The sequence below is a fragment of the Pseudomonas sp. SID14000 genome, from assembly GCF_002165135.1.
Taxonomy (GTDB): Bacteria; Pseudomonadota; Gammaproteobacteria; order Pseudomonadales; family Pseudomonadaceae; genus Aquipseudomonas.
In genome coordinates, this window is record NZ_NFZQ01000004.1 from 264,385 (window position 1) to 284,420 (window position 20,036).

The window sequence follows — 20,036 nt, forward strand, 5'->3', positions numbered from 1 at the left end:
GCGGTGCCGCCTTGGGCTGGCGGCACCGGGTTGGCTCAGAAAGTGTCGAAGCCGGCCTTGGCCAGGTGCACAGGCGTACCGGCTACGTACTGCAGGGCACAGCGTACGGTGTCGATGCCGACGCTGAGCAAGGTTTCCCAGCGCTCGGTATCGGGCATGGCCATGTCCGGGTGGAAGCAGATCGGCGCACTGTCACCCTCGGCGCCGCACATGGCCTCGGCCCGGGCACGCAGGTCAGCGCTGGCCATCTGGCCGACCACCTGCTCAAGGTGGCCCAGGCGGTATTGGGTATCGGCACGGTCGGCGACCTGCTCGCCCAGGCTCAGTTGTGGGTCGAGGAAGTGGTTGGTGTGCAGCAGCCAGCCGTCTTCTCGTGGCAGCACCAGGGCAGTGCGCACGGGGCTCAGTTCGATGCTGGCTGCGCGCGGGCTGCTGTCCTGCCGGGAGAACACTGTCAGCACGGTAGAGGCACTGACCTGTGCAGACCGGGCAAGCTCGATGGCCTCCTCGACACTGCTGGCCTCCTCCAGCAGACGCCGGGCGATGGCGTGCACCGGCACACCACCACGGTCGTTGTCACTGGCATGGTGGAGAATATTGAAGTGCAGGCCGAGGCCCGCGCTGTTCACACCAAGCTTGGCGAGCATGCCGAACTCGCAGAACAGCTTGACGTTCATGCCGCGCTCGGTGTGCAGCGCCAGCATCAGACCATGGGGGCACAGGCTGTCATGCCAGTCCCAGGTCTGCAGGGTCTGCGGCGCACGCGCGCCACGGGGTGCATGCACGGTGGTGGAGCATTCACTGTGGCGGGTGCGGGCCGCCAGCACTTCGGTGCGCGCGTTCAGGCTCGCCAGTTGCCACAGCGGCAGGTCGGCACCGCGGGCCATGCCGACCACTTCAGCGGCCAGGCCCGGGCTCCAGGTTTCCAGGGCAGCCAGGCTGTTTTCGCCGATGCGTTGCGCCTCGCTCAAGGGCACGCCAACCCGTGGAAAAAAGCCCAGGTACAGTGCAGTGGTGGTACGGATCTGTTCGGCGAAGCGCGCGCCAATCTGGTGGCCGCGCTCGAGAGGGTGGTGGATGTCGCTGACATGGGTGTGGATCTTCAAGGCGGGGGACTCCTGGTACAGGCCGGGGTGGTCAGGCAAGCACCGCTAGCCTAACGAGGCGCCCCCCGATCGATCATCGCCACAACCCGCACAACTTTTGTGCCCCGATGGAAAAACTCAGCCCCACGCCGGCGCCTGCGCCCCCTGCCCGTGCAAATGTTCATGCAGCAAGGCAATGAACGCCTGCACCTTGCGGGTATTGCGCCGGTGCGGCAGGTACAGCACGTGTACCCAAGGGCCAAACGCGCTCAGCGCCCGCCAGTAGTCGGGCATCACTTCCACCAGTTGCCCGTTGGCCAGGTAGGGCGCGGCGCACCAGGTGGGTACGAACTGCAAGCCCTGCCCATCGAGCAGGCAGGCCAGCAGGAAGTCGAAGTTGTCGCTCACCAGGCGCGGGGTGGGCTGGCGCACACGCAACGTCTGGCCGCCGTGTTCGATCCACCAGAAGCTGCGGTTGAGCAGCGGGTGGCGCAGCAGCAGCCAGTCGTGCTGGGCATAGTTTTCCAGGGTGATCGCCTCGCCATGTCGGGCCAGGTAGGCAGGGCTGGCGCAAAGGATCACGCGGTTCTCGATCAGCGGCTGGGCGATCAGCTCCGGCTGGTCAGTTGGGCCGTCGCGCAGCGACAGGTCGTAGCCGCCATCGATCAGGTCTTCGTTGGCATCGTTGAGGTTGACCTCCAGGCGCACCTGCGGGTGCTCGCGCATGAAGCGGCAGCACACCTGGTTGAGAAATGCCGGGCCGAACGACGGCGGTGCGGTAATGCGCAGGGTTCCGCGCAGCGCGTGCTGCAACTGCTCCACTTCCTCGGTCACCCGTTGCAGGTGCATCAACGCCTGACGCGCGCCTTCCAGGTACAAGGTACCCGCCTCGGTCAGCGCCATACGCCGGGTGGTGCGCTCGAACAGGCGCACGCCCAGTTCGCTCTCCAGGTGCGCGACGGCCTTGGTGATGGCCGACGGCGTCTTGCCCAGTTGCTCGGCCGCACGGCTGAAGCTGCCATGTTCGGCGGCAGCGACGAAGATGGTCAGGGCCATCATCTTGTCCATGGTTTCTTCCTGTTCGGCACAAACGGTTGGGGTGACACGAAGGTGGCGAGTATCTGCCCCTCGCTATCAAATCCGCAAATGCGGGCGATTTGAATAGGCACGGCGAAGTCCACTGCTTGCAGCTAGGCAATCGCGGGCTCGGGATTATTTCCCGATGACAAAAAAAGTTGTGCCAGCCCTCGCCTTTATCCGCCCTTGCCCCCTTGGCTAGGCTGCGATGCCATCACGACAAGCACGAGGCACAGCATGAAGCAGCTCCTGAAGATGGCAATCAGCGCCGGCCTGGCCTGCACCTGCATGCCAGGTTTCGCGGCAGTGGACCTTATCCTGCACAATGCCAAGGTCTACACCGCCGAGCCCGGCCAGCCTCTGCAGCAGGCCGTGGCCGTCGAAGGCGAGAAAATCGTCGCGGTAGGTTCCGACCAGGCCGTGCTACACCTGAAGGCCGAAGGCACCCGGGTCATCGACCTGGGCGGCAAGGTACTGATGCCGGGCATGCTCGACGCCCACTCGCATGCCATCAAGGGTGGCCTGCAGCGGGTGCTGGCCGACCTCGCCGGCGAGCAGGTTGCCCTGGACGAACTGGAACAACGCCTGCGCCAGTGGCGCAGCGACGGCAAGGCCGTGCGCGGCGAGTTCCTTGTCGTCGGCGGTGTGCCGGGCACCTACTGGAATGACATCCCGGCGCTGGAACAGCGCTTCAACCATGGCGAATGGGCCGCGCAACCGATCCTGTTCGCCGCCAACGACATGCACACCGGCTGGGCCAACCAGGCCATGCTCAAGCGCGCCGCAATCGATGCCGACACCATCGCTGCCCTGCCTGCCGAGGCACGCAACACCATTGGCCAACACCCGGACGGTACACCAAACGGTTTCCTCGCCGATGCCAGCTACTACCCGGTGACCGACCTGCTCCCCGCGCTGCCCCACGCCACGCTGCTGAATGCAGGGCGCATGGCCCTGGATTACTACAAGCAGCTGGGCATCACCGGCTGGATGGACCCACTGGCCAACGAGTTGCCGGGGGCCGATGTGAACAACCATTCGCTGGGCGTGCTGCCGGTGTACAAGGACCTCTCCGCACGCGGCGAGCTGACCGCCCACGTCGCCGCCCTGCTGATGGCTGACTCCAGGGCAAGCCCCGCTGACCTGGACGAGCTGGACGAGGTTCGCCGGCAGTTTCTCGGCGCACACAACCTCACCCTGCCGGGTATCAAGGTGTTTGCCGACGGTGTTGCCGAAGCGCCAGCGCAAACGGCGGCAATGCTCGAACCCTACAGCAATTCCGGAAAGCATGGCGAACTGCTGCTGGACCCGCAGCACTTTGGTGAATTGGTCAGTGCCGCCGATGCCCGTGGCTGGCTGGTGCACGTGCATGCCATCGGCGACCGCGCCGTGCGCGATGCACTCAACGGCATCGAGCAGGCCCGGCGTGATCGCCACAGCGGCATCCCCCACTCCATCACCCACTTACAGATGGTCAACCCCAGGGAATACACCCGCTTCAAACAGCTCGACGTGATTGCCGCGATGCAGCTGTACTGGGCCAGCGCCGACCAATCGAACATGGAACTGGTCAAGCCGTATGTGGAGGCCATGGCGTTCATGCACACGTTCCCGGCACGGTCGCTGCTCAAGCATGGCGCCACCCTTGCTGGCGCCAGCGACTGGCCGATCACCACCCCGGACCCTTGGAAAGCGATCTACCAGGCCATCAGCCGCAAGGGGCCCAAAGGTGTGCTCAACGCGGCTGAAACCATCGACCGTCAGGTGATGTTCCAGGCCTATACCCTCAACGCCGCCCGGGCCATGCGTCTGGAGCATCAGACCGGTTCGCTCAAGGTTGGCAAGCAGGCCGACATGATCGTGGTTGACCGGGATGTGCTCACCGTCGAGCCCGAGGTACTTCGCGATACCCAGGTGATACAGACCTGGTTTGCAGGGAAGCAGATCTACGCGCGCTGACCTGCGGACATCATCGACGCGGTCTATCAACTCATCCATTCCATCGATTTGACCGCGTCAAATTGCCTCATGTAGCTTGCCGCCCTCTTCGAAGCTGGCCCAAAGGTGTGCGTTACACCTTTGGGCCAGCTTCGCAGCCTATCCCCGTACTGATCAGCCCCACCACGGCGTGCCTACCCGTTGCGTCGCCGTCACTGTGTTCGAGTTTGCGAAATGTCCGTCAATAGCCCCTCCCGTATCACCGAGCTCGTCATCGAGAGCGGAGTCAAAAAAGCCCACCTATCCACCCATGCGACACTGGTCCTGGGGTTTCTCGCGGGTGCATTCATTTCGCTGGGGTTTCTCCTGGCTATCCACGTCAGCACCATGATCCCGGTGCAGTGGGCCTCGTTCGGTACGCTGCTGGGCGCGGCGGTATTCCCCATTGGCCTGATCCTGGTGATCCTGGCCGGTGGCGAACTGCTCACCGGCAACATGATGAGCTTGCCATTGGCCATGTTCGCCCGGCGTATCGGCCCAGGCGCCGTAGCGCGCAACTGGCTGCTGGTGACCGTGGCCAACCTGTTGGGCGCACTGTTCGTCGCCGGGTGCTTCGGTCACCTGCTGGGCCTGACCGAAGGGGCCTACCTGAACAAGACGCTGGCGGGCGCGACCAGCAAGACCAACGCCGACTTCCTTCACGCCTTCGTGTCCGGCATCGGCTGCAACTGGCTGGTATGCCTGGCGGTGTGGCTGTCGTATGCCAGCCGTGAGATGAGCGGCAAGATTCTCGGCATCTGGTTCCCGATCATGGCGTTCGTCGCCATCGGATTCCAGCACGTGGTAGCCAACATGTTCCTGATTCCGGCAGCGATCTTTGCCGGGTACTTGAGCTGGGGGCAGTTGGCGGAGAACCTGGTAGCCGTGTTCCTGGGGAATGCGGTAGGTGGGGCCATCTTCGTGGGGCTGGCGTATTACGTGTCCTACGGTGTGCCTTCGCAGGAAACGTGCGAGGTGCAGTGAAGCATTGCACAACCGCGGGCTCTGGCACCGGCTTCGCCGGTGTTCGCGGCTGAAGCCGCTCCCACAGGTACAGCGCAAGCCTTGCGCCAGGCGCGGTCCTGCAAACTGCGCATATCGCCTTCGCGAAGGATCCACCTGTAGCCGCAGCTGCGCCAGGCCTCATCCAACCAGCTTGCTGGCGATGATAATTTCGCCGCTCAACACCTTGTGAATGGGGCAGGCATTGGCAACATTAGGGCTCTCCTGCGCACGGCATGCTAAATACTATGTGCATGCATCTTATCAAGGAGCCTGCAATGATCGCGGTACGCGAAGCCTGGAAAGCCGGCTTGTTCAAACGTGAACACTGGATGCGCAACCTTGTATCCGGCCTGATCGTTGGCGTTGTCGCGCTTCCCCTCGCCATGGCCTTCGCTATCGCGTCCGGGGTCAAACCGGAGCAAGGCATCTACACGGCAATCATAGGCGGTCTGCTGGTTTCCCTGCTGGGCGGCAGCCGATTGCAAATCGCCGGACCGACCGGGGCCTTCATCGTGATCCTTGCAGGGGTGACGGCGAAGTACGGAGTGGAGGGCCTTCAACTGGCCACGATGATGGCTGGCGCCATACTGCTGGTGCTTGGCATTACCCGCCTGGGCGCAGTCATCAAGTTCATTCCCGACCCGGTGATCGTGGGTTTCACCGCAGGCATCGGCATCATCATCTGGGTGGGGCAATGGCGTGATTTCTTCGGCCTGCCCGAAATTGAAGGCGGGCACTTCCACGAAAAACTATGGCATCTGTTGCAAGCCCTGCCGGACCTCCACATTGCCACGACGCTGCTTGCAACATGCAGCCTTGCCCTGCTGATCCTGGCGCCAAGGTTGCCCGTGCTGAAACGACTGCCTGGGCCACTCGTAGCCATGGTGTTCGCGACTCTGGCCCAATCCCTGTTCCATTTTGACGGCGTGGCTACCATCGGCACCGCCTTCGGCGCGATTCCACAGGGTTTGCCGTCGCTCACCTGGCCCGAGGTCTCCCTTGCGCGCGTGATCGAACTGATCGGGCCAGCCTTCGCGATCGCCATGCTGGGGGCCATTGAGTCGCTACTTTCTGCTGTCGTCGCCGACGGTATGGCAGGGACCAGGCACGACTCGAATCAGGAACTGATCGGCCAAGGGGTCGCCAACATGGTCGTGCCGCTATTCGGGGGCTTTGCCGCCACAGGTGCCATTGCCCGGACAGCGACCAACATCCGCAATGGTGCTACCGGGCCACTGGCCGGTATCGTCCATGCGGTGACACTGGTACTGATCATTCTGTTCCTCGCACCACTCGCGTCGAACATTCCACTCTGCGCACTGGCGGCGATCCTGTTCGTCGTCGCCTACAACATGAGCGAGTTGAAGCATTTCAAGCGCATGCTGCAACGCGCACCGAAAGCCGACATCGCCATCCTGCTCGTCACCTTCACCTTGACGGTGTTCAGCGATCTGGTGATCGCCGTGAACATCGGCGTCATCCTCGCCATGCTTCAGTTCATGCGCCGCATGGCATCATCCGTCGAAGTCCAGCAGGTGGTCGAAGAGGAACTGGCCAATGAACTGCACAGCAACGGCCAGAAATCGCTACCCCCCGGCGTGATGGTGTACACCATCGAAGGCCCGCTGTTCTTTGGCGCCGCTGAAACCTTCGAGCGCGCACTGTCACAAACGCATACCGACCCTGAACTGCTGGTGATTTGCCTGAAACGGGTGCCCTTCATGGATATCACCGGGCTGCAAACCCTGGAGGAAGTGATCCAGCAACTGCACAAACGCCAGATCGTGGTGAAACTGTGCGAAGCCAACCGCAAGGTGTTCGGCAAGCTGGAAAGGACCGGTATCTTGCGGCTGCTTGGCCCTGAGCACTATCACCACACGCTCGGTACAGCCCTGCTGGAAGCACAGGCAACAGCGGCAGAGGACTGAATTCGCAAGCGGTACGCGTACCCTGTGGGAGCGGCTTTAGCCGCGAAGCATCCAACGCGGTGCATGGCACCGGCTGCGCCGGTGTTCGCGGCTAAAGCCGCTCCCACAGAGTCCCTGCTAATTCAATGAGTCATGTGCAGTTCCATGGGAGCCTGGCTTGCCGGCGATGGGCCGCAAGGCGGCTCCCAAATCGCTTGACCGACGGGCCTCAGGCCTGGTCAGGCCTGGACCAGCAACTGGCTCAACACCGCACGCAGCTTCCCCGGTTTGACGGGTTTGTTCAGCAACGGCGCGCCGAGCTTGTTCAAGGAGCGTCGGCACTGATCGCTGCGGTCGGCGGTGATGATCACCGCGGGAATGGCGACGCCGAAATGTTCGCGCAAGTACCTGACCACCTCGCAGCCGACAACGCCGTGGTCCAGGTGAAAATCCGCCAGGATCAACTCCGGTGCCCGCCCCTGCAAGGCCAGCAAGGCCCCGGCCTGGTCGGTCGCGGTAACCACTTCGCAGCCCCACTGCCCGAGCAGTGCGCCCATGCTCTGGAGGATGCTCACTTCGTTGTCCAGTACCAGCAGGCGGCGGCCCGGCAACGGGTTGCCGGCGCCCGGCTGCGGCGCAGCCTGGCGGATAGGCAGCGGTATGGCTTCGCCGATCGGCACGTCGATGCTGAACATCGAGCCACGCCCCGGCCACGAACGCACCTCGATCCGATAGCCGAGAATCTTGGCGATCCGCTCGACGATGGCCAGCCCCAGCCCTACCCCCTTGCGATCGGCGGCACGGCCAACGTCCAGTTGATTGAACTCGAGGAAGATGGCCTGCAGCCGATCCGCCGCGATGCCCCGCCCGGTATCCCATACCTCCAGGCGCAAGTGGCTGCCGCGGCGCCTGGCCCCCAGCAGAATCCTGCCCTGGTCGGTATAACGGCAGGCGTTGCTGAGAAAATTGCGCAGGATACGTGTCATCAGCCGCAGGTCGGTACGGATGGCATAGTCAGCGATGCGCACGCGCAGCTTCAGGCCTGCCGCATCCGCCACCGAGCGGAATTCCGAGACCAGTGGCCCGAACAGTTCGTCGAGGCGGTACAGCGCCACATCCGGTTTAACCGCCGCCTGGTCGAGGCGGGAAATGTCCAGCAGGTCGGTCAGCAGGTCTTCGGCGCCCTCCAGAGCCTGATGGGTGCGCTCCACCAGCACTTTTTCCGCTTCTGGCAATGGCCTTTCGCGCAGGGTCGAAATCAGCAGCCGCGCGGCATTCAGCGGTTGCAGCAGATCATGGCTGGCGGCAGCGAGGTATTTGTCCTTGCTGCGGTTGGCGGTTTCCGCGGCGTCGCGGGCATCGCGCAGGGCGCGGGCGATCTGTTTGCGCTCGGCGATCTGCTGTTGCAGGTTGCGGTTGGCCTCCAGCAGTTCCTCGGTGCGGGCGGCCACCCGTTGCTCGAGTTCGTCATTCAGTTGTTGCTGGCGCTGCTGGGCCAGCTTGCGTTCGGTGATGTCAGCGACAAACCCTTCCACCAACCCTTCCTGCCCGGGCTTGAGCAACAGGTTCATCAGCACATCGAGGTGGCTGCCATCCTTGCGCCGCAAGCGGGTTTCGTAGCCGTGCAGGCTGCGTTCACGGGCGAGGATCGCGGTGACGGCGTGCAGCTCTTCGGCCCCGCCGACAAACAGGTCGGCAGCAAGGTCTGTCAGCGGAAACAGCAACGCTTGCGGATTGTCGTAACCGAGCATACGTGCCAATGCCGGGTTGGCGGCACGCATGCCGTCCTGCAGGCTGGCCTGGAAAATCCCGTGCACGGCGTTTTCAAACAGCCATTTGTAGCGGTTACGTTCGGCCTCCAGCTCGTCCAGGCGCGCCGCCAGCTCCGGGTAATGGCTCTTGCGTGCCGAGTGGTCGCCCAACCCCAGCAGCCCGGCCAGTGCCCGCTGCTGCTCGTCAGAGGGCCTCGCCATAGACGACCTCGACATCGCGCTGGCTCGACGCACGCGGGTTGGTGAGGATGCACGGGTCATCCATCGCATGTTGCGACAGGAACGGGATGTCGGACGTGCGCACCCCATGCAGGCCCAAGGTTTCATGGAAGCCGATGGCATGCTTCAGCGCGATCAGGTGATCCACCAGGCGCCCGCAGATCTGTCGATGGTTGAGGCCGCGGCAATCGATGCCCAGCACTTCGGCAATCACCTTGAAACGCTCCGGCGCCGAGCTGTAGTTGAACGCTACCACGTGCTCCACCAGCACCGCGTTGCACAAGCCATGCGGCAGGTCGAGGAACCCGCCCAGGCTGTGCGACATGGCATGGACCGCCCCCAGAATCGCATTGGAAAACGCCAGCCCCGCCTGCATGCTGCCCAGCATGATTTTCTCGCGCAGGGCGATATCGGTGGGGTTGGCGATCATTTCCACCAGGTTGCCGTTGATCAGGCGCATGGCTTCCAGCGCATGGGGGTCGGTCAGCGGGCCGTGGCCGGTGGAAACGAAGGCTTCGATGGCATGCACCAGCGCATCGATGCCGGTGCAGGCCGACAGGAACGGGTCCATGCTCAGGGTGGTTTGCGGGTCGATCAGCGACACGTCCGGCACCACCGCCTTGCTGACGATGGAGAACTTCATGCGCTCCTGCTGGTTGGAAATGATCACGAACTGCGAAACGTCCGCCGAGGTACCAGCCGTGGTCGGGATCAGGATCAGCGGCGGGCTGGGCACGCGGATCATGTCCACGCCTTCGAATTCGAGGATGCTGCGCCCATGGGCGACCACGATGCCGATGGCCTTGCCGCAATCCATCGGGCTGCCGCCGCCGACCGCGACAATCACATCACAGTGGTTCTGCCGGTAGGTCTCGGCGCCGAGCATCACCTCCTCGACCCGTGGGTTGGGCGATACAGCGCTATACAGGCAGTAGTCGATGCCCTGGGCCTGCAGGCTGGCCTCCACGTCCGCCACCCAACCGGCGGCGATCACACCGGGGTCGCTGACCACCAGCACCTTGCGCGCACCGAAGGTCTTGGCGTAATTGGCGACATTATGCCGGCAGCCGGCACCAAAGATGATCTCAGGCGAAACGAACTTGCGAAGCGGGCTGAAACTCTGGCTCATCGGAAAGCCTGTTCTTATTGTTCTGGAAGGTAACCGCCAGCGTAAAGCATCCCGCAGCGAAAGCAACCAGACCAAAGCCGGGCCACGGCTCATTCGATCCAGTACTTGGCACGGGCCACCTCCAGAAACGCCAGGATATCCTCGTCGAGGCCCGGCACACCGGGGAAACGCCGTGCAAGGCTGTCGATCACCGCCGCCACGCTACGCTGGCCGTCCAGCAACTCGAGCACCCAGCCGGCACTGGCGTTGAGCTCGATGATACCCTCGGGGTACAGCAGCACATGGCACGCCTGGCGCGGCTCCCAGCGCAGGCGGAAGCCTTTGCGCAAGGCCAGGGCTTGCTCGCGATCGATCAGGTTCACAGCAGGCCTGTGCAATGAAGAACCGGCCATCGCGGTGATGGCCGGACAGGCATCAACGATTGGCGAAGTACATCGTCACTTCAAAGCCGATGCGCAGGTCGGTAAAGGCGGGTTTAGTCCACATGGGGCATTCCTCTTCTTGTGCCGGGCGATTCCGGTAGAGGCATTAATGCACGAGGGGCGACGGGGCCGAATGCTACTTTGGGAGAGGTTTGCGGGGTGCGTTGGTAGGGGGCCTGTGAATCCTTGCGCAATAATCCTAAAAGGTTGCGCGATACCTGTGGGAGCGGCCTTGCGTCGCGAAAGGGCCGCATGGCGGCCCCCGGCAATCTGTGCCGCATGACTGAAAACCTGGGGCTGCCATGCAGCCCTTTCGCGACGCAAGGCCGCTCCCACATTGTCCGCGTACCTTTGCGGATCGGCGCTTGAGAGATTAGAAGAAGCCCAACGGGTTGATGTCGTAGCTCACCAGCAGGTTCTTGGTCTGCTGGTAGTGATCGAGCATCATCTTGTGCGTCTCACGGCCCACCCCGGACTTTTTGTAGCCGCCGAACGCGGCATGCGCCGGGTACAGGTGGTAGCAGTTGGTCCACACACGCCCTGCCTTGATCCCGCGGCCCATGCGATAAGCACGGTTGATGTCACGGGTCCACAGCCCCGCGCCCAGGCCAAACTCGCTGTCGTTGGCAATCGCCAGCGCTTCGGCTTCGTCCTTGAAGGTGGTCACGCCCACCACCGGGCCGAAGATCTCCTCCTGGAACACGCGCATCTTGTTGTTGCCCTTGAGCAGGGTCGGCTGGATGTAGTAACCGCTGGCCAGGTCGCCGTCGAGCCGCTCGGCACCACCACCGGTGAGCAGCTGCGCGCCCTCCTCCCGGGCAATCTGCAGGTAGGAAAGGATCTTGTCGTATTGCTGCTCCGAGGCCTGGGCACCGACCATGGTCGCGGTGTCCAGCGGGTTGCCACGGGTGATCCTGGCGATCTTCTTCATCACCTCGGCCATGAACGGCTCGTAGATCGATTCCTGGATCAGCGCCCGCGACGGGCAGGTGCACACTTCGCCCTGGTTGAAGAACGCCAGCACCAGGCCTTCGGCTGCCTTCTCGATGAACGCAGGCTCGGCCTGCATGATGTCTTCGAAGAAAATGTTCGGCGACTTGCCGCCCAGTTCGACGGTGGACGGGATGATGTTCTCGGCCGCGCACTTCATGATGTGCGAGCCCACCGGGGTGGAACCGGTAAAGGCGATCTTGGCGATGCGCTTGCTGGTGGCCAGGGCCTCGCCGGCTTCGCGGCCAAAGCCCTGGACGATGTTCAGTACGCCTGCAGGTAGCAGGTCGGCGATCAGCTCGGCGAAAATGGTGATCGATAGCGGCGTCTGCTCCGCCGGCTTGAGCACTACGCAGTTGCCGGCGGCCAGGGCCGGGGCGAGTTTCCAGGCGGCCATCAGCAGCGGGAAGTTCCACGGGATGATCTGCCCGACCACACCCAGCGGCTCGTGGATGTGGTAGGCCACAGTGCCTTCGTTGATCTCGGCAGCGCCGCCTTCCTGGGCGCGGATGCAGCCGGCGAAGTAACGGAAGTGATCCGCCGCCAACGGCACGTCGGCATTGAGGGTTTCGCGCACGGCCTTGCCGTTGTCCCAGCTCTCGGTAACGGCCAGTACTTCCAGATTCTGTTCGATACGGTCGGCGATCTTCAGCAGCACCAGGGCGCGATCCTGCACCGAAGTCTTGCCCCAGGCTTCGGCTGCGGCATGGGCGGCGTCCAAGGCCTGCTCGATGTCCTGGGCGCCAGAGCGTGGGAACTCGGCAATCGGCTGGCCGTTGACCGGCGAGCTGTTGGTGAAGTACTGGCCGCCCAGCGGTGGCACGAACTCGCCGTTGATGAAATTGCCGTAGCGTGGTTTGAAGGAGACGATGGCGCCTGGGGTTCCGGGTTGTGCGTAGATCATGCTGAGCCTCTGCGGGTCGATGCCTGTCCAGCGACAGGCGATGAGCCGATGGTAAAAAGCCCCGCCTGCCGGGCGAATGCATCGTTGGCAGCGGGGCTCTCGTCATTTGGTAGTAGGGCCGCTTGCCGCAGGGTCCCTGGCAGCAAGCGGCAGGTTGTCGGCTTAGCGACTGGCGCTTGCCGTTTGCAGTTGCTTGGGCAGCTTGAAGGTCCAGAGCATGCCGCCCTGGTTGAAGTCCTTGACCCGCTTGGCCACTTCGCCGCCCCACAGCGGCACCGCGCCGCCCCAGCCGGAAACCACCGAAACGTACTGTTCGCCGTCCATTTCCCAGGTGACTGGCGAGCCGAGCACGCCGGAGCCGGTCTGGAACTCCCAGACCTTGTCGCCGGTCCTGGCGTTGAACGCCTGCAGGAAGCCTTCCGGCGTACCGGTGAACACCAGGTTGCCCTTGGTGGTCAGCACTCCGCCCCACAGCGGCGCATAGTTCTTGTGGCGCCACACTTCCTTGCCGCTGACCGGGTCGATGGCGCGCAGCACGCCGATGTAGTCTTCGTTGAGCGGCTTGATGGTGAAGCCGGCGCCAAGGAACGCCGCGCCCTTCTTGTAGGCGATGCCTTCGTTCCAGATGTCCATGCCCCACTCGTTGGACGGTACGTAGAACAGCCCGGTGTCCTTGTTGTAGGCCATCGGCATCCAGTTCTTGGCACCGAGGAACGCCGGAGCGACGAACACCGAGCTGCCCTTGGCCTCGCTACCCGGCGCCCCCGGCCGGCTGGCCTCGTTGTAGATCGGCCGGCCATCCTTGTCCAGGCCGGTGGCCCAGGTGATCTTGTCGACGAAGGGGAAGCCGCGGATGAACTTGCCGTTGGTGCGGTCCAGCACGTAGAAGAAGCCGTTGCGGTCTGCAGTGGCGGCGGCCTTGACCTCTTTGCCGCCGTCCTTGTAGTTGAACGAAATCAGCTCGTTGACGCCGTCGAAGTCCCAGCCGTCATGCGGCGTGCTCTGGAAGTGCCACTTGATGGTGCCATCGTCCGGGTTCAGGGCCAGGCGCGACGAGGAATACAGGTTGTCCCCCGGACGCAGGTGCGAGTTCCACGGTGCCGGGTTGCCGGTGCCGAACAGGATCAGGTTGGTTTCCGGGTCGTAGTAGCCGCCCAGCCAGGGCGCCGCGCCACCGGTCTTCCACAGGTCGCCGGGCCAGGTCTTGCCCGCCTCGCCGCCGGAAATGCCGTTCTCGATCGCCTTGCCGTCCTTGTACACGTAGCCCATGTGCCCTTCCACGGTCGGGCGCATCCACAGCAGTTCGCCGTTTTCCGGGTTGTAGGCCTGGATCTTGCCCACCACGCCGAATTCGCCGCCGGCGACGCCGGTGATCAGCTTGCCGTTGACGATCATCGGCGCGGCGCTGATGGAATAGCCTTCCTTGTGGTCGGCCACCTTCTTGCTCCATACCACCTTGCCGGTGTCCTTGTTCAACGCCACCAGCTTGGCATCGAGGGTGCCGAAGAACACCAGGTCGCCGTACAGCGCCACACCGCGGTTGATCACGTCGCAGCACGGGCGAATGTCATCGGGCAGGCGCGCATCGTATTGCCACAACTTCTTGCCAGTGCGGGCGTCCACGGCGAACACCCGCGAGTAGGAGCCGGTCAGGTACATCACCCCGTCCTTGACCAGCGGCTGGGCCTGCTGCCCGCGCTGCTTCTCACCGCCGAAGGAAAACGCCCAGACCGGCCGCAGGTCCTTGACGTTGTCGACATTGAGCAGGTTCAGCGGGCTGTAGCGCTGGCCCTGCACGCCCAGGCCATTGGTCACGATCTGCTGCGGGTTCTTCGGGTCCTGGAGAATTTCTTCATTGCTGACAGCGGCGTGGGCCGCGCCGGCAAGCAGCATGGCGCTGAGCACCAGGCTCAAGGCGAACACGGGACGACGTGGGGATCGGGTCATGACGGCTACCTTTGGTTTTTTGTTGTATCCGGGAAAACTTCCCGGTGTGTCGGGAATTCTTGGTCCCGACCTGCTTGCCAACAATTGCCCGCAGTGCGGAGTTTTCTAGTTCCTTGGTATCAGTGAACTTGCGCGGTACTTGTAGGAGCGGCCTTGTGTCGCGTAAGGGCTGCAAAGCAGCCCCGGCAGTTTCAGCTATGGGCGCAAGTCCAGAGACCTCGTCAGCCCTTGCTGTCCATGCGCCGCAGCTGCTGGCGTTCGTAGCGGGGATACAGGTGGCTGACACTGCGAATCAGCTCGTATCGGGTCAGGCTGATACCGGCAAACCGCTCGGGTATCGGGCTGCGGATCATCTCGGCCATGTCATCGCCACGCGCCGCGCCGTCACGCATCAACCCATCCAGCCAGCCCAGGTAATCACGCATCTGCGCAAACGGCCCGGCATCGCTGGCCAGCGGCCCGTGACCGGGTACCAGCTGCTTCCAGGGCAGCACTTGCAAGGTGTCCAGGTCCTTCAGCCACACCTCCAGCCCCGGAGTGTTGGGCGTGGTCAGCGCGCGCTCGTGAAACACCAGGTCGCCGGCGAACAGCACGCCGGTGCTTTCATCCAGAATCGCCAGGTCGGCACCGGTATGCCCGCCCAGCGCCAGCAGCCGCAGGCGGTGCCCGCCCACCTCGTGGATACCCGGTTCCAGCATCCGGGTCGGCAACACCACCTCGGTACCGCGCATCCAGTCGCCGACCAGGCGGTACATGTTCTCGGCCATGGCCTCGCCCTGCTGGTGCAACAGCTCGCGGGTACCGGCCAGGGCGCCGATGGGTACATCGGCAAAGGCCTGGTTGCCCAGCACATGGTCAGGGTGATGATGGGTCAGCAGCACTTCGACCACCGGCTTGTCGGTGGTGGCGGCAATGGCCTGGCGCATGGCTTCGCCGTAGCGTTTCGACGGCCCGCTGTCGATCACCACCACACCGCTGTCGGTGACGATGAACGCGGTGTTGACGATATTGCCGCCGTTATCCTTGGCGAAATTGTCGGTGCTGCCCTCCAGCAACCAGGTGCCCTCGGCGATCTGTCGAGGCTTGAGCTGATAGTCCAGGTCTGCCCAGGCCGGCAGGCCCAGGCACAGCAGCAATAGCAGAATGCAACGCATGACGGGCGCCTCTGGTCAGGGATGGAGTCGGGCAGCACGCTCAGGGCACTGCCGCCTCGAACTGGTTGCCGCTGTTGTCCTGCAACACCAACCGGGTCGGCCCGGGGCCCTGGATGTCGAAGCCCAGGTTGGGGTTTTCGCTGACCGCCGGGTACAGCTCCAGGCTGGCCAGGCGCTGGCCGTCAGCATCCTGCAGCTCGGCATGGTTGAGGAAGAATTCGGGGATACCACTGACCAGGCCGTTGTCCATCGGGTGGGCCACCTGCAGGCGCAGGCGGCTGCTGTCGCCGCGCGGGTAGCGCCCGCCCAGGACTTCGCCAAGGTGCTCTTCCCAACCGGGCTGAGTGCGTACCACGCTGGGCGCGGTACAACCGCCGCCGGCGGCATCGATCAGGGTCGAGCCGACATGCCACAGGCCGTCGCGCGTCAGCACCGCAGCACGCAATGGCGTGGCCTGTTCGACGCGGATGCGGATCGACAACCAGGGCAACACACGTTCGCCGGGCTGGAAGTCGACAATGCGCGGCAGCGGGTTGAGTTCGGCCCAGGCGAGCATCCGCACCACCTCGCCACTGAACGCCCGGGCGTCGATCTCCAGCGGCACCTGGCGGGCGTCCTCGGCAAACGGCGGCGCCAGCAGCTTGACCCGGTCATCGAAGACGAACGCGGCCTGGCCCAGCAGCTGCTTGTGGTAGAAGTCCCACATCACCGACGGCACCGGGTCCTTATGGTTACTCGGCTCGCTGGCCTGGGCCTGCACGGCCCAGGGCATCCAGCAGGCCAGCAGGAAAGTCGCTCGCCAGTTCATCGCCTACTCCCATTAATCAACACGGATCTCACTGACTTTGCCCGCTCCCACAGGGGGATGTGTTGCCTTTAGAAACCCGCAAGCCTGCACAGCTTGTTACTGGTACATCTCCGGCACCTGGTAACGCAGGCCGTAACTGGCATAAATCGCCTTCATCCGCCCATCACGAATCAACGCCTCAAGCGCCTCCTCCACCGCATAGGCCAGCTGCCGGTTGCTTTCATGCACCGCCATGCCGATCTCCCAGGCCTGCTTGCCAAGGTTCGGGTAGGCGTTTTCCGCCAGGGCCAGTTGCGGGTCGGCAGCCTGGTGCACTTGCCAGTCAACCTCACCGCGCATCGCCATCACCGCGTCCACCTGGCCGGCCTGCATGGCACCGAAGGCCTGCTGCACATTGGGGTAATGATGGGTTTTGGCACTCAGCATGCCGTTGAACACAGAAGTCAGGTAGAACGACGGCACGCTGTCCACCTCGACCCCGATCGGGTGCTGCTGGAACACCGCGACACTGGCCACCGAGGGCAGGCGGCGGCGATCGTAGGCAACCTGCCAACGCTCCTCCTGATAGGGGCCGAACATGACCACCTGGGCGTTTTCCAACTCGCCCATCTCATTGCGCCGCTGCGCGTAGGCGTGGTCGTACGGCACCCGCATCATCAGGTCGGCCAGTTGCTGGTGGCGCAGCGGGCTGCCGCGCCAGATGTAGTCGCGCAGATCGTCGTCGAGCTTTTCCCCAGGTGGCGCCCAGATCAGCTGCAAGCGCACCCCCAAAGCCGTGGCCAGGGCCTGGGCCAGTTCCACGTCGACACCGCGCGGCTGGCCGTGGTCCTCGAAGCTGTAGGGCGCGAAGTCCTTGTACACCGCTACCTTCAGTTCACCGGCGGCGATGATCGCGTCGTAGCTGCGCACCTGCGCCTGCACCGCCGCGCAGCACAACAGCAGGCCGCTGAACAGCACCGCCAACAGACGCATGGCCGTCATTCCTCGACGTGCACGCTGTCCAGGTAGGTGCGCACCGCCCACAGGGCTTCCTGGCTCAGGTAGTCGGCCATCTTCGGCATGTACACCCGGCCGTCGCGGACGGCACCGTGGCGCACCCGCTCGACGAACCATTCATCCCCGGCCTCGCCGGCATCGAGCATGCGCAAATCCGGGGCGATACCGCCAGACTTGGCCTCCAGGCCATGGCAGGCGGCGCAGTTCTGGTTGTAGGCCGAGGCGCCGATTTCCACCGCCTTATCGCGCTCGGGAGAAGTGCGATACGGGTTGACCGCCGCCCAGCCGTCGCCATCCAGGGTTACGCCGGCGTCCTTGATCGGGGTCAGGCCCTGGGTTTCCACGGCCTGGGGCACCACGTTGCCATGTGCCCAGGCCGTGCCGGTCAGCACTGCACTGGCAAGCAGCCCGGCAGCCAGCAAGACGTTGCGTTTTGTTGTCATTTTTATGCCCTCACGATTGCACGCCAGGCCTCAACCACAGAGGCCGTGCCGCCATCTTAGAAACAGCCCGCAGGCGGCCGAATGCTGCTTTGGTGGCCGCGCCTTACTCCCTTGGTAGTAGGGCTTGTGGCGAAGGGCCAAATGAGGTGCCCTGCGGGAACTATTCCCGGCAAGGGCGGGACTTTTTCCGTATCCGGCAACGCCCGCCCCGTCCCACCCTGTGCAGGCCAAAACCTCCACTGGGAACTGCAACCATGACAACAAGAACGCTACCCGCCCTTTCCCCTCTGGCTCTGAGCGTGCGGGCATTGCTGCTGGCCGGTAGCCTGGCCCTGGGCAACGTGGCCACAGCGGCCACCGCCCCAGCGGCACCTGCCAGCAAGAACGTGACCTGGGAAGACATCGCCAACGACCACCTGACCACCCAGGACGTGCTGCAATACGGCATGGGCACCAACGCCCAGCGCTGGAGCCCACTGGCCCAGGTCAATGACAAGAACGTGTTCAAGCTGACCCCGGCGTGGTCCTATTCCTTCGGCGACGAGAAGCAGCGCGGCCAGGAATCCCAGGCCATCGTCAGCGACGGCGTGGTCTACGTCACTGGCTCCTATTCGCGGGTATTTGCCCTTGATGCGAAAACCGGCAAGCGACTGTGGACCTACAACCACCGCCTGCCGGACAACATTCGCCCCTGCTGCGATGTGGTCAACCGCGGCGCGGCAATCTACGGTGACAAGATCTACTTCGGTACCCTCGACGCGCGGGTCATCGCCCTCGACAAGCGCACCGGCAAAGTGGTGTGGAACAAGAAATTCGGCGACCACAGTGCCGGCTACACCATGACGGGCGCGCCGGTGCTGATCAAGGACAAGGCCACCGGCAAGGTGCTGCTGATCCACGGCAGCTCCGGCGATGAATTCGGCGTGGTCGGCCAACTGTTCGCCCGCGACCCGGAAACCGGCGAAGAGGTCTGGATGCGACCCTTCGTCGAAGGCCACATGGGCCGCCTGAACGGCAAGGACAGCACGCCGACCGGTGACGTCAAAGCGCCGTCCTGGCCGGACGACTCCACCACCGAAACCGGTAAGGTCGAAGCCTGGAGCCACGGCGGCGGCGCGCCTTGGCAAAGCGCCAGCTTCGACCCCGAGACCAATACCATCATTGTTGGCGCCGGCAACCCCGGCCCCTGGAACACCTGGGCACGTACGTCGAAGGACGGCAACCCGCATGACTTCGACAGCCTGTACACCTCAGGGCAGGTCGGCGTCGACCCGAGCACCGGCGAGGTGAAGTGGTTCTACCAGCACACGCCCAACGATGCCTGGGATTTCTCCGGCAACAACGAACTGGTGCTGTTCGACTACAAGGACAAGGACGGCAAGCTGGTCAAGGCCACTGGCCACGCCGACCGCAACGGTTTCTTCTACGTGGTGGACCGCAGCAACGGCAAACTGCAGAACGCCTTCCCCTTCGTCGACAACATCACCTGGGCCAGCCACATCGACCTCAAGACCGGGCGACCGGTGGAGAACCCAGGGCAGCGCCCGGCCAAACCGCTGCCGGGCGAAACCAAGGGCAAGCCGGTGGAAGTCTCGCCACCGTTCCTTGGCGGCAAGAACTGGAACCCCATGGCCTACAGCCAGGACACCGGCCTGTTCTACATCCCCGGCAACCAGTGGAAGGAGGAGTACTGGACCGAGGAAGTGAACTACAAGAAAGGCTCGGCCTACCTGGGCATGGGTTTCCGCATCAAGCGCATGTACGACGACCACGTCGGCACCTTGCGCGCCATGGACCCGAGCACCGGCAAGCTTGTGTGGGAGCACAAGGAGCACCTGCCGCTGTGGGCCGGCGTGCTGGCAACCAAGGGCAACCTGGTGTTCACCGGCACCGGCGACGGCTTCTTCAAGGCCTTCGACGCCAAAACGGGCAAGGAGCTGTGGAAGTTCCAGACCGGCAGCGGCATCGTCTCGCCGCCGATCACCTGGGAACAGGACGGCGAGCAGTACATCGGCGTGACCGTGGGCTACGGCGGCGCGGTGCCGCTGTGGGGCGGCGACATGGCCGAGCTGACCAAGCCGGTAGCCCAGGGCGGTTCGTTCTGGGTGTTCAAGATCCCCAGCTGGGACAACAAGACTGCACAGCGTTGACCTGGGCGGGGAGCGGGCCTGCGCCCCTCCCCGCTTCTGCCTTTCTCCTGC

The 20,036-nt window shown here is 63.9% G+C and carries 16 protein-coding genes; 4 read left to right on the plus strand and 12 right to left on the minus strand.

Annotated elements, in window-relative coordinates; all coding sequences use genetic code 11:
• Positions 1 to 35: 35 nt before the first annotated feature.
• Both CAY82_RS08145 and CAY82_RS08150 read right to left on the minus strand, forming a co-directional pair.
• Positions 36 to 1,106 carry a C45 family peptidase gene (locus tag CAY82_RS08145; RefSeq protein WP_087500762.1) on the minus strand — a complete coding sequence of 357 codons (1,071 nt, stop codon included), beginning with the start codon at positions 1,104 to 1,106 and terminating at the stop codon, positions 36 to 38.
• Positions 1,107 to 1,223: 117 nt separating this feature from the next.
• A complete protein-coding gene (locus CAY82_RS08150; protein WP_087500763.1) occupies positions 1,224 to 2,153 on the minus strand; it encodes a LysR family transcriptional regulator in 930 nt (309 codons plus the stop codon).
• 246 nt (positions 2,154 to 2,399) lie between these two features.
• Between CAY82_RS08150 and CAY82_RS08155 the strand changes: the two genes are divergently transcribed.
• The 3 genes from CAY82_RS08155 (at position 2,400) to CAY82_RS08165 (ending at position 7,072) form a co-directional block, all read left to right on the plus strand.
• Positions 2,400 to 4,121: an amidohydrolase gene (locus tag CAY82_RS08155; RefSeq protein WP_087500764.1), complete on the plus strand. Its 1,722-nt coding sequence runs from the start codon at positions 2,400 to 2,402 to the stop codon at positions 4,119 to 4,121.
• 213 nt (positions 4,122 to 4,334) lie between these two features.
• Positions 4,335 to 5,123 (plus strand): formate/nitrite transporter family protein, encoded by a 789-nt coding sequence (locus CAY82_RS08160; RefSeq protein WP_087500765.1) that lies wholly within the window; start codon positions 4,335 to 4,337, stop codon positions 5,121 to 5,123.
• A 296-nt stretch (positions 5,124 to 5,419) separates the two neighbouring features.
• A complete protein-coding gene (locus CAY82_RS08165; protein ID WP_087500766.1) occupies positions 5,420 to 7,072 on the plus strand; it encodes a SulP family inorganic anion transporter in 1,653 nt (550 codons plus the stop codon).
• A gap of 218 nt (positions 7,073 to 7,290) precedes the next feature.
• Here CAY82_RS08165 and CAY82_RS08170 read toward each other — a convergent pair whose 3' ends face one another.
• The 10 genes from CAY82_RS08170 to pedF all read right to left on the minus strand — a co-directional run bounded on the left by CAY82_RS08170 (position 7,291) and on the right by pedF (position 17,835).
• Positions 7,291 to 9,024, minus strand: coding sequence for a NahK/ErcS family hybrid sensor histidine kinase/response regulator (locus tag CAY82_RS08170; protein ID WP_087500767.1), 1,734 nt, complete (start codon positions 9,022 to 9,024; stop codon positions 7,291 to 7,293).
• Entirely contained in the window at positions 9,008 to 10,171 is a 1,164-nt protein-coding gene (gene ercA, locus CAY82_RS08175; protein ID WP_087500768.1) for an alcohol dehydrogenase-like regulatory protein ErcA, read from the minus strand. Before ercA ends, CAY82_RS08170 begins: the two co-directional genes overlap by 17 nt.
• A gap of 89 nt (positions 10,172 to 10,260) precedes the next feature.
• Positions 10,261 to 10,533, minus strand: a complete 273-nt coding sequence (gene pqqD, locus CAY82_RS08180) for a pyrroloquinoline quinone biosynthesis peptide chaperone PqqD (RefSeq protein ID WP_087500769.1) — start codon at positions 10,531 to 10,533, stop codon at positions 10,261 to 10,263.
• A 52-nt stretch (positions 10,534 to 10,585) separates the two neighbouring features.
• Positions 10,586 to 10,657, minus strand: a complete 72-nt coding sequence (pqqA, locus tag CAY82_RS08185; protein WP_003253598.1) for a pyrroloquinoline quinone precursor peptide PqqA — start codon at positions 10,655 to 10,657, stop codon at positions 10,586 to 10,588.
• Between the two features lie 309 nt (positions 10,658 to 10,966).
• Positions 10,967 to 12,487 (minus strand): aldehyde dehydrogenase family protein, encoded by a 1,521-nt coding sequence (locus tag CAY82_RS08190; RefSeq protein WP_087500770.1) that lies wholly within the window; start codon positions 12,485 to 12,487, stop codon positions 10,967 to 10,969.
• A gap of 162 nt (positions 12,488 to 12,649) precedes the next feature.
• Positions 12,650 to 14,434 carry a PQQ-dependent alcohol dehydrogenase PedH gene (pedH, locus tag CAY82_RS08195; RefSeq protein WP_087500771.1) on the minus strand — a complete coding sequence of 595 codons (1,785 nt, stop codon included), beginning with the start codon at positions 14,432 to 14,434 and terminating at the stop codon, positions 12,650 to 12,652.
• A 221-nt stretch (positions 14,435 to 14,655) separates the two neighbouring features.
• Positions 14,656 to 15,588: a quinoprotein relay system zinc metallohydrolase 1 gene (locus CAY82_RS08200; RefSeq protein ID WP_087500772.1), complete on the minus strand. Its 933-nt coding sequence runs from the start codon at positions 15,586 to 15,588 to the stop codon at positions 14,656 to 14,658.
• Positions 15,589 to 15,628: 40 nt separating this feature from the next.
• On the minus strand, positions 15,629 to 16,396 hold the full coding sequence (locus CAY82_RS08205; protein ID WP_087500773.1) for a quinoprotein dehydrogenase-associated SoxYZ-like carrier: 768 nt from the start codon (positions 16,394 to 16,396) through the stop codon (positions 15,629 to 15,631).
• Between the two features lie 96 nt (positions 16,397 to 16,492).
• Positions 16,493 to 17,368, minus strand: a complete 876-nt coding sequence (locus CAY82_RS08210) for an ABC transporter substrate-binding protein (protein WP_087500774.1) — start codon at positions 17,366 to 17,368, stop codon at positions 16,493 to 16,495.
• A gap of 5 nt (positions 17,369 to 17,373) precedes the next feature.
• Positions 17,374 to 17,835 (minus strand): cytochrome c-550 PedF, encoded by a 462-nt coding sequence (gene pedF, locus CAY82_RS08215; RefSeq protein ID WP_087500775.1) that lies wholly within the window; start codon positions 17,833 to 17,835, stop codon positions 17,374 to 17,376.
• A gap of 254 nt (positions 17,836 to 18,089) precedes the next feature.
• Here pedF and exaA point away from each other — a divergent pair, with 254 nt between their 5' ends.
• The gene (gene exaA / locus CAY82_RS08220) at positions 18,090 to 19,985 is read left to right on the plus strand and encodes a quinoprotein ethanol dehydrogenase (protein ID WP_087500776.1); all 1,896 of its coding nucleotides are present in this window, start codon (positions 18,090 to 18,092) and stop codon (positions 19,983 to 19,985) included.
• The last annotated feature ends 51 nt before the right edge of the window (positions 19,986 to 20,036 follow it).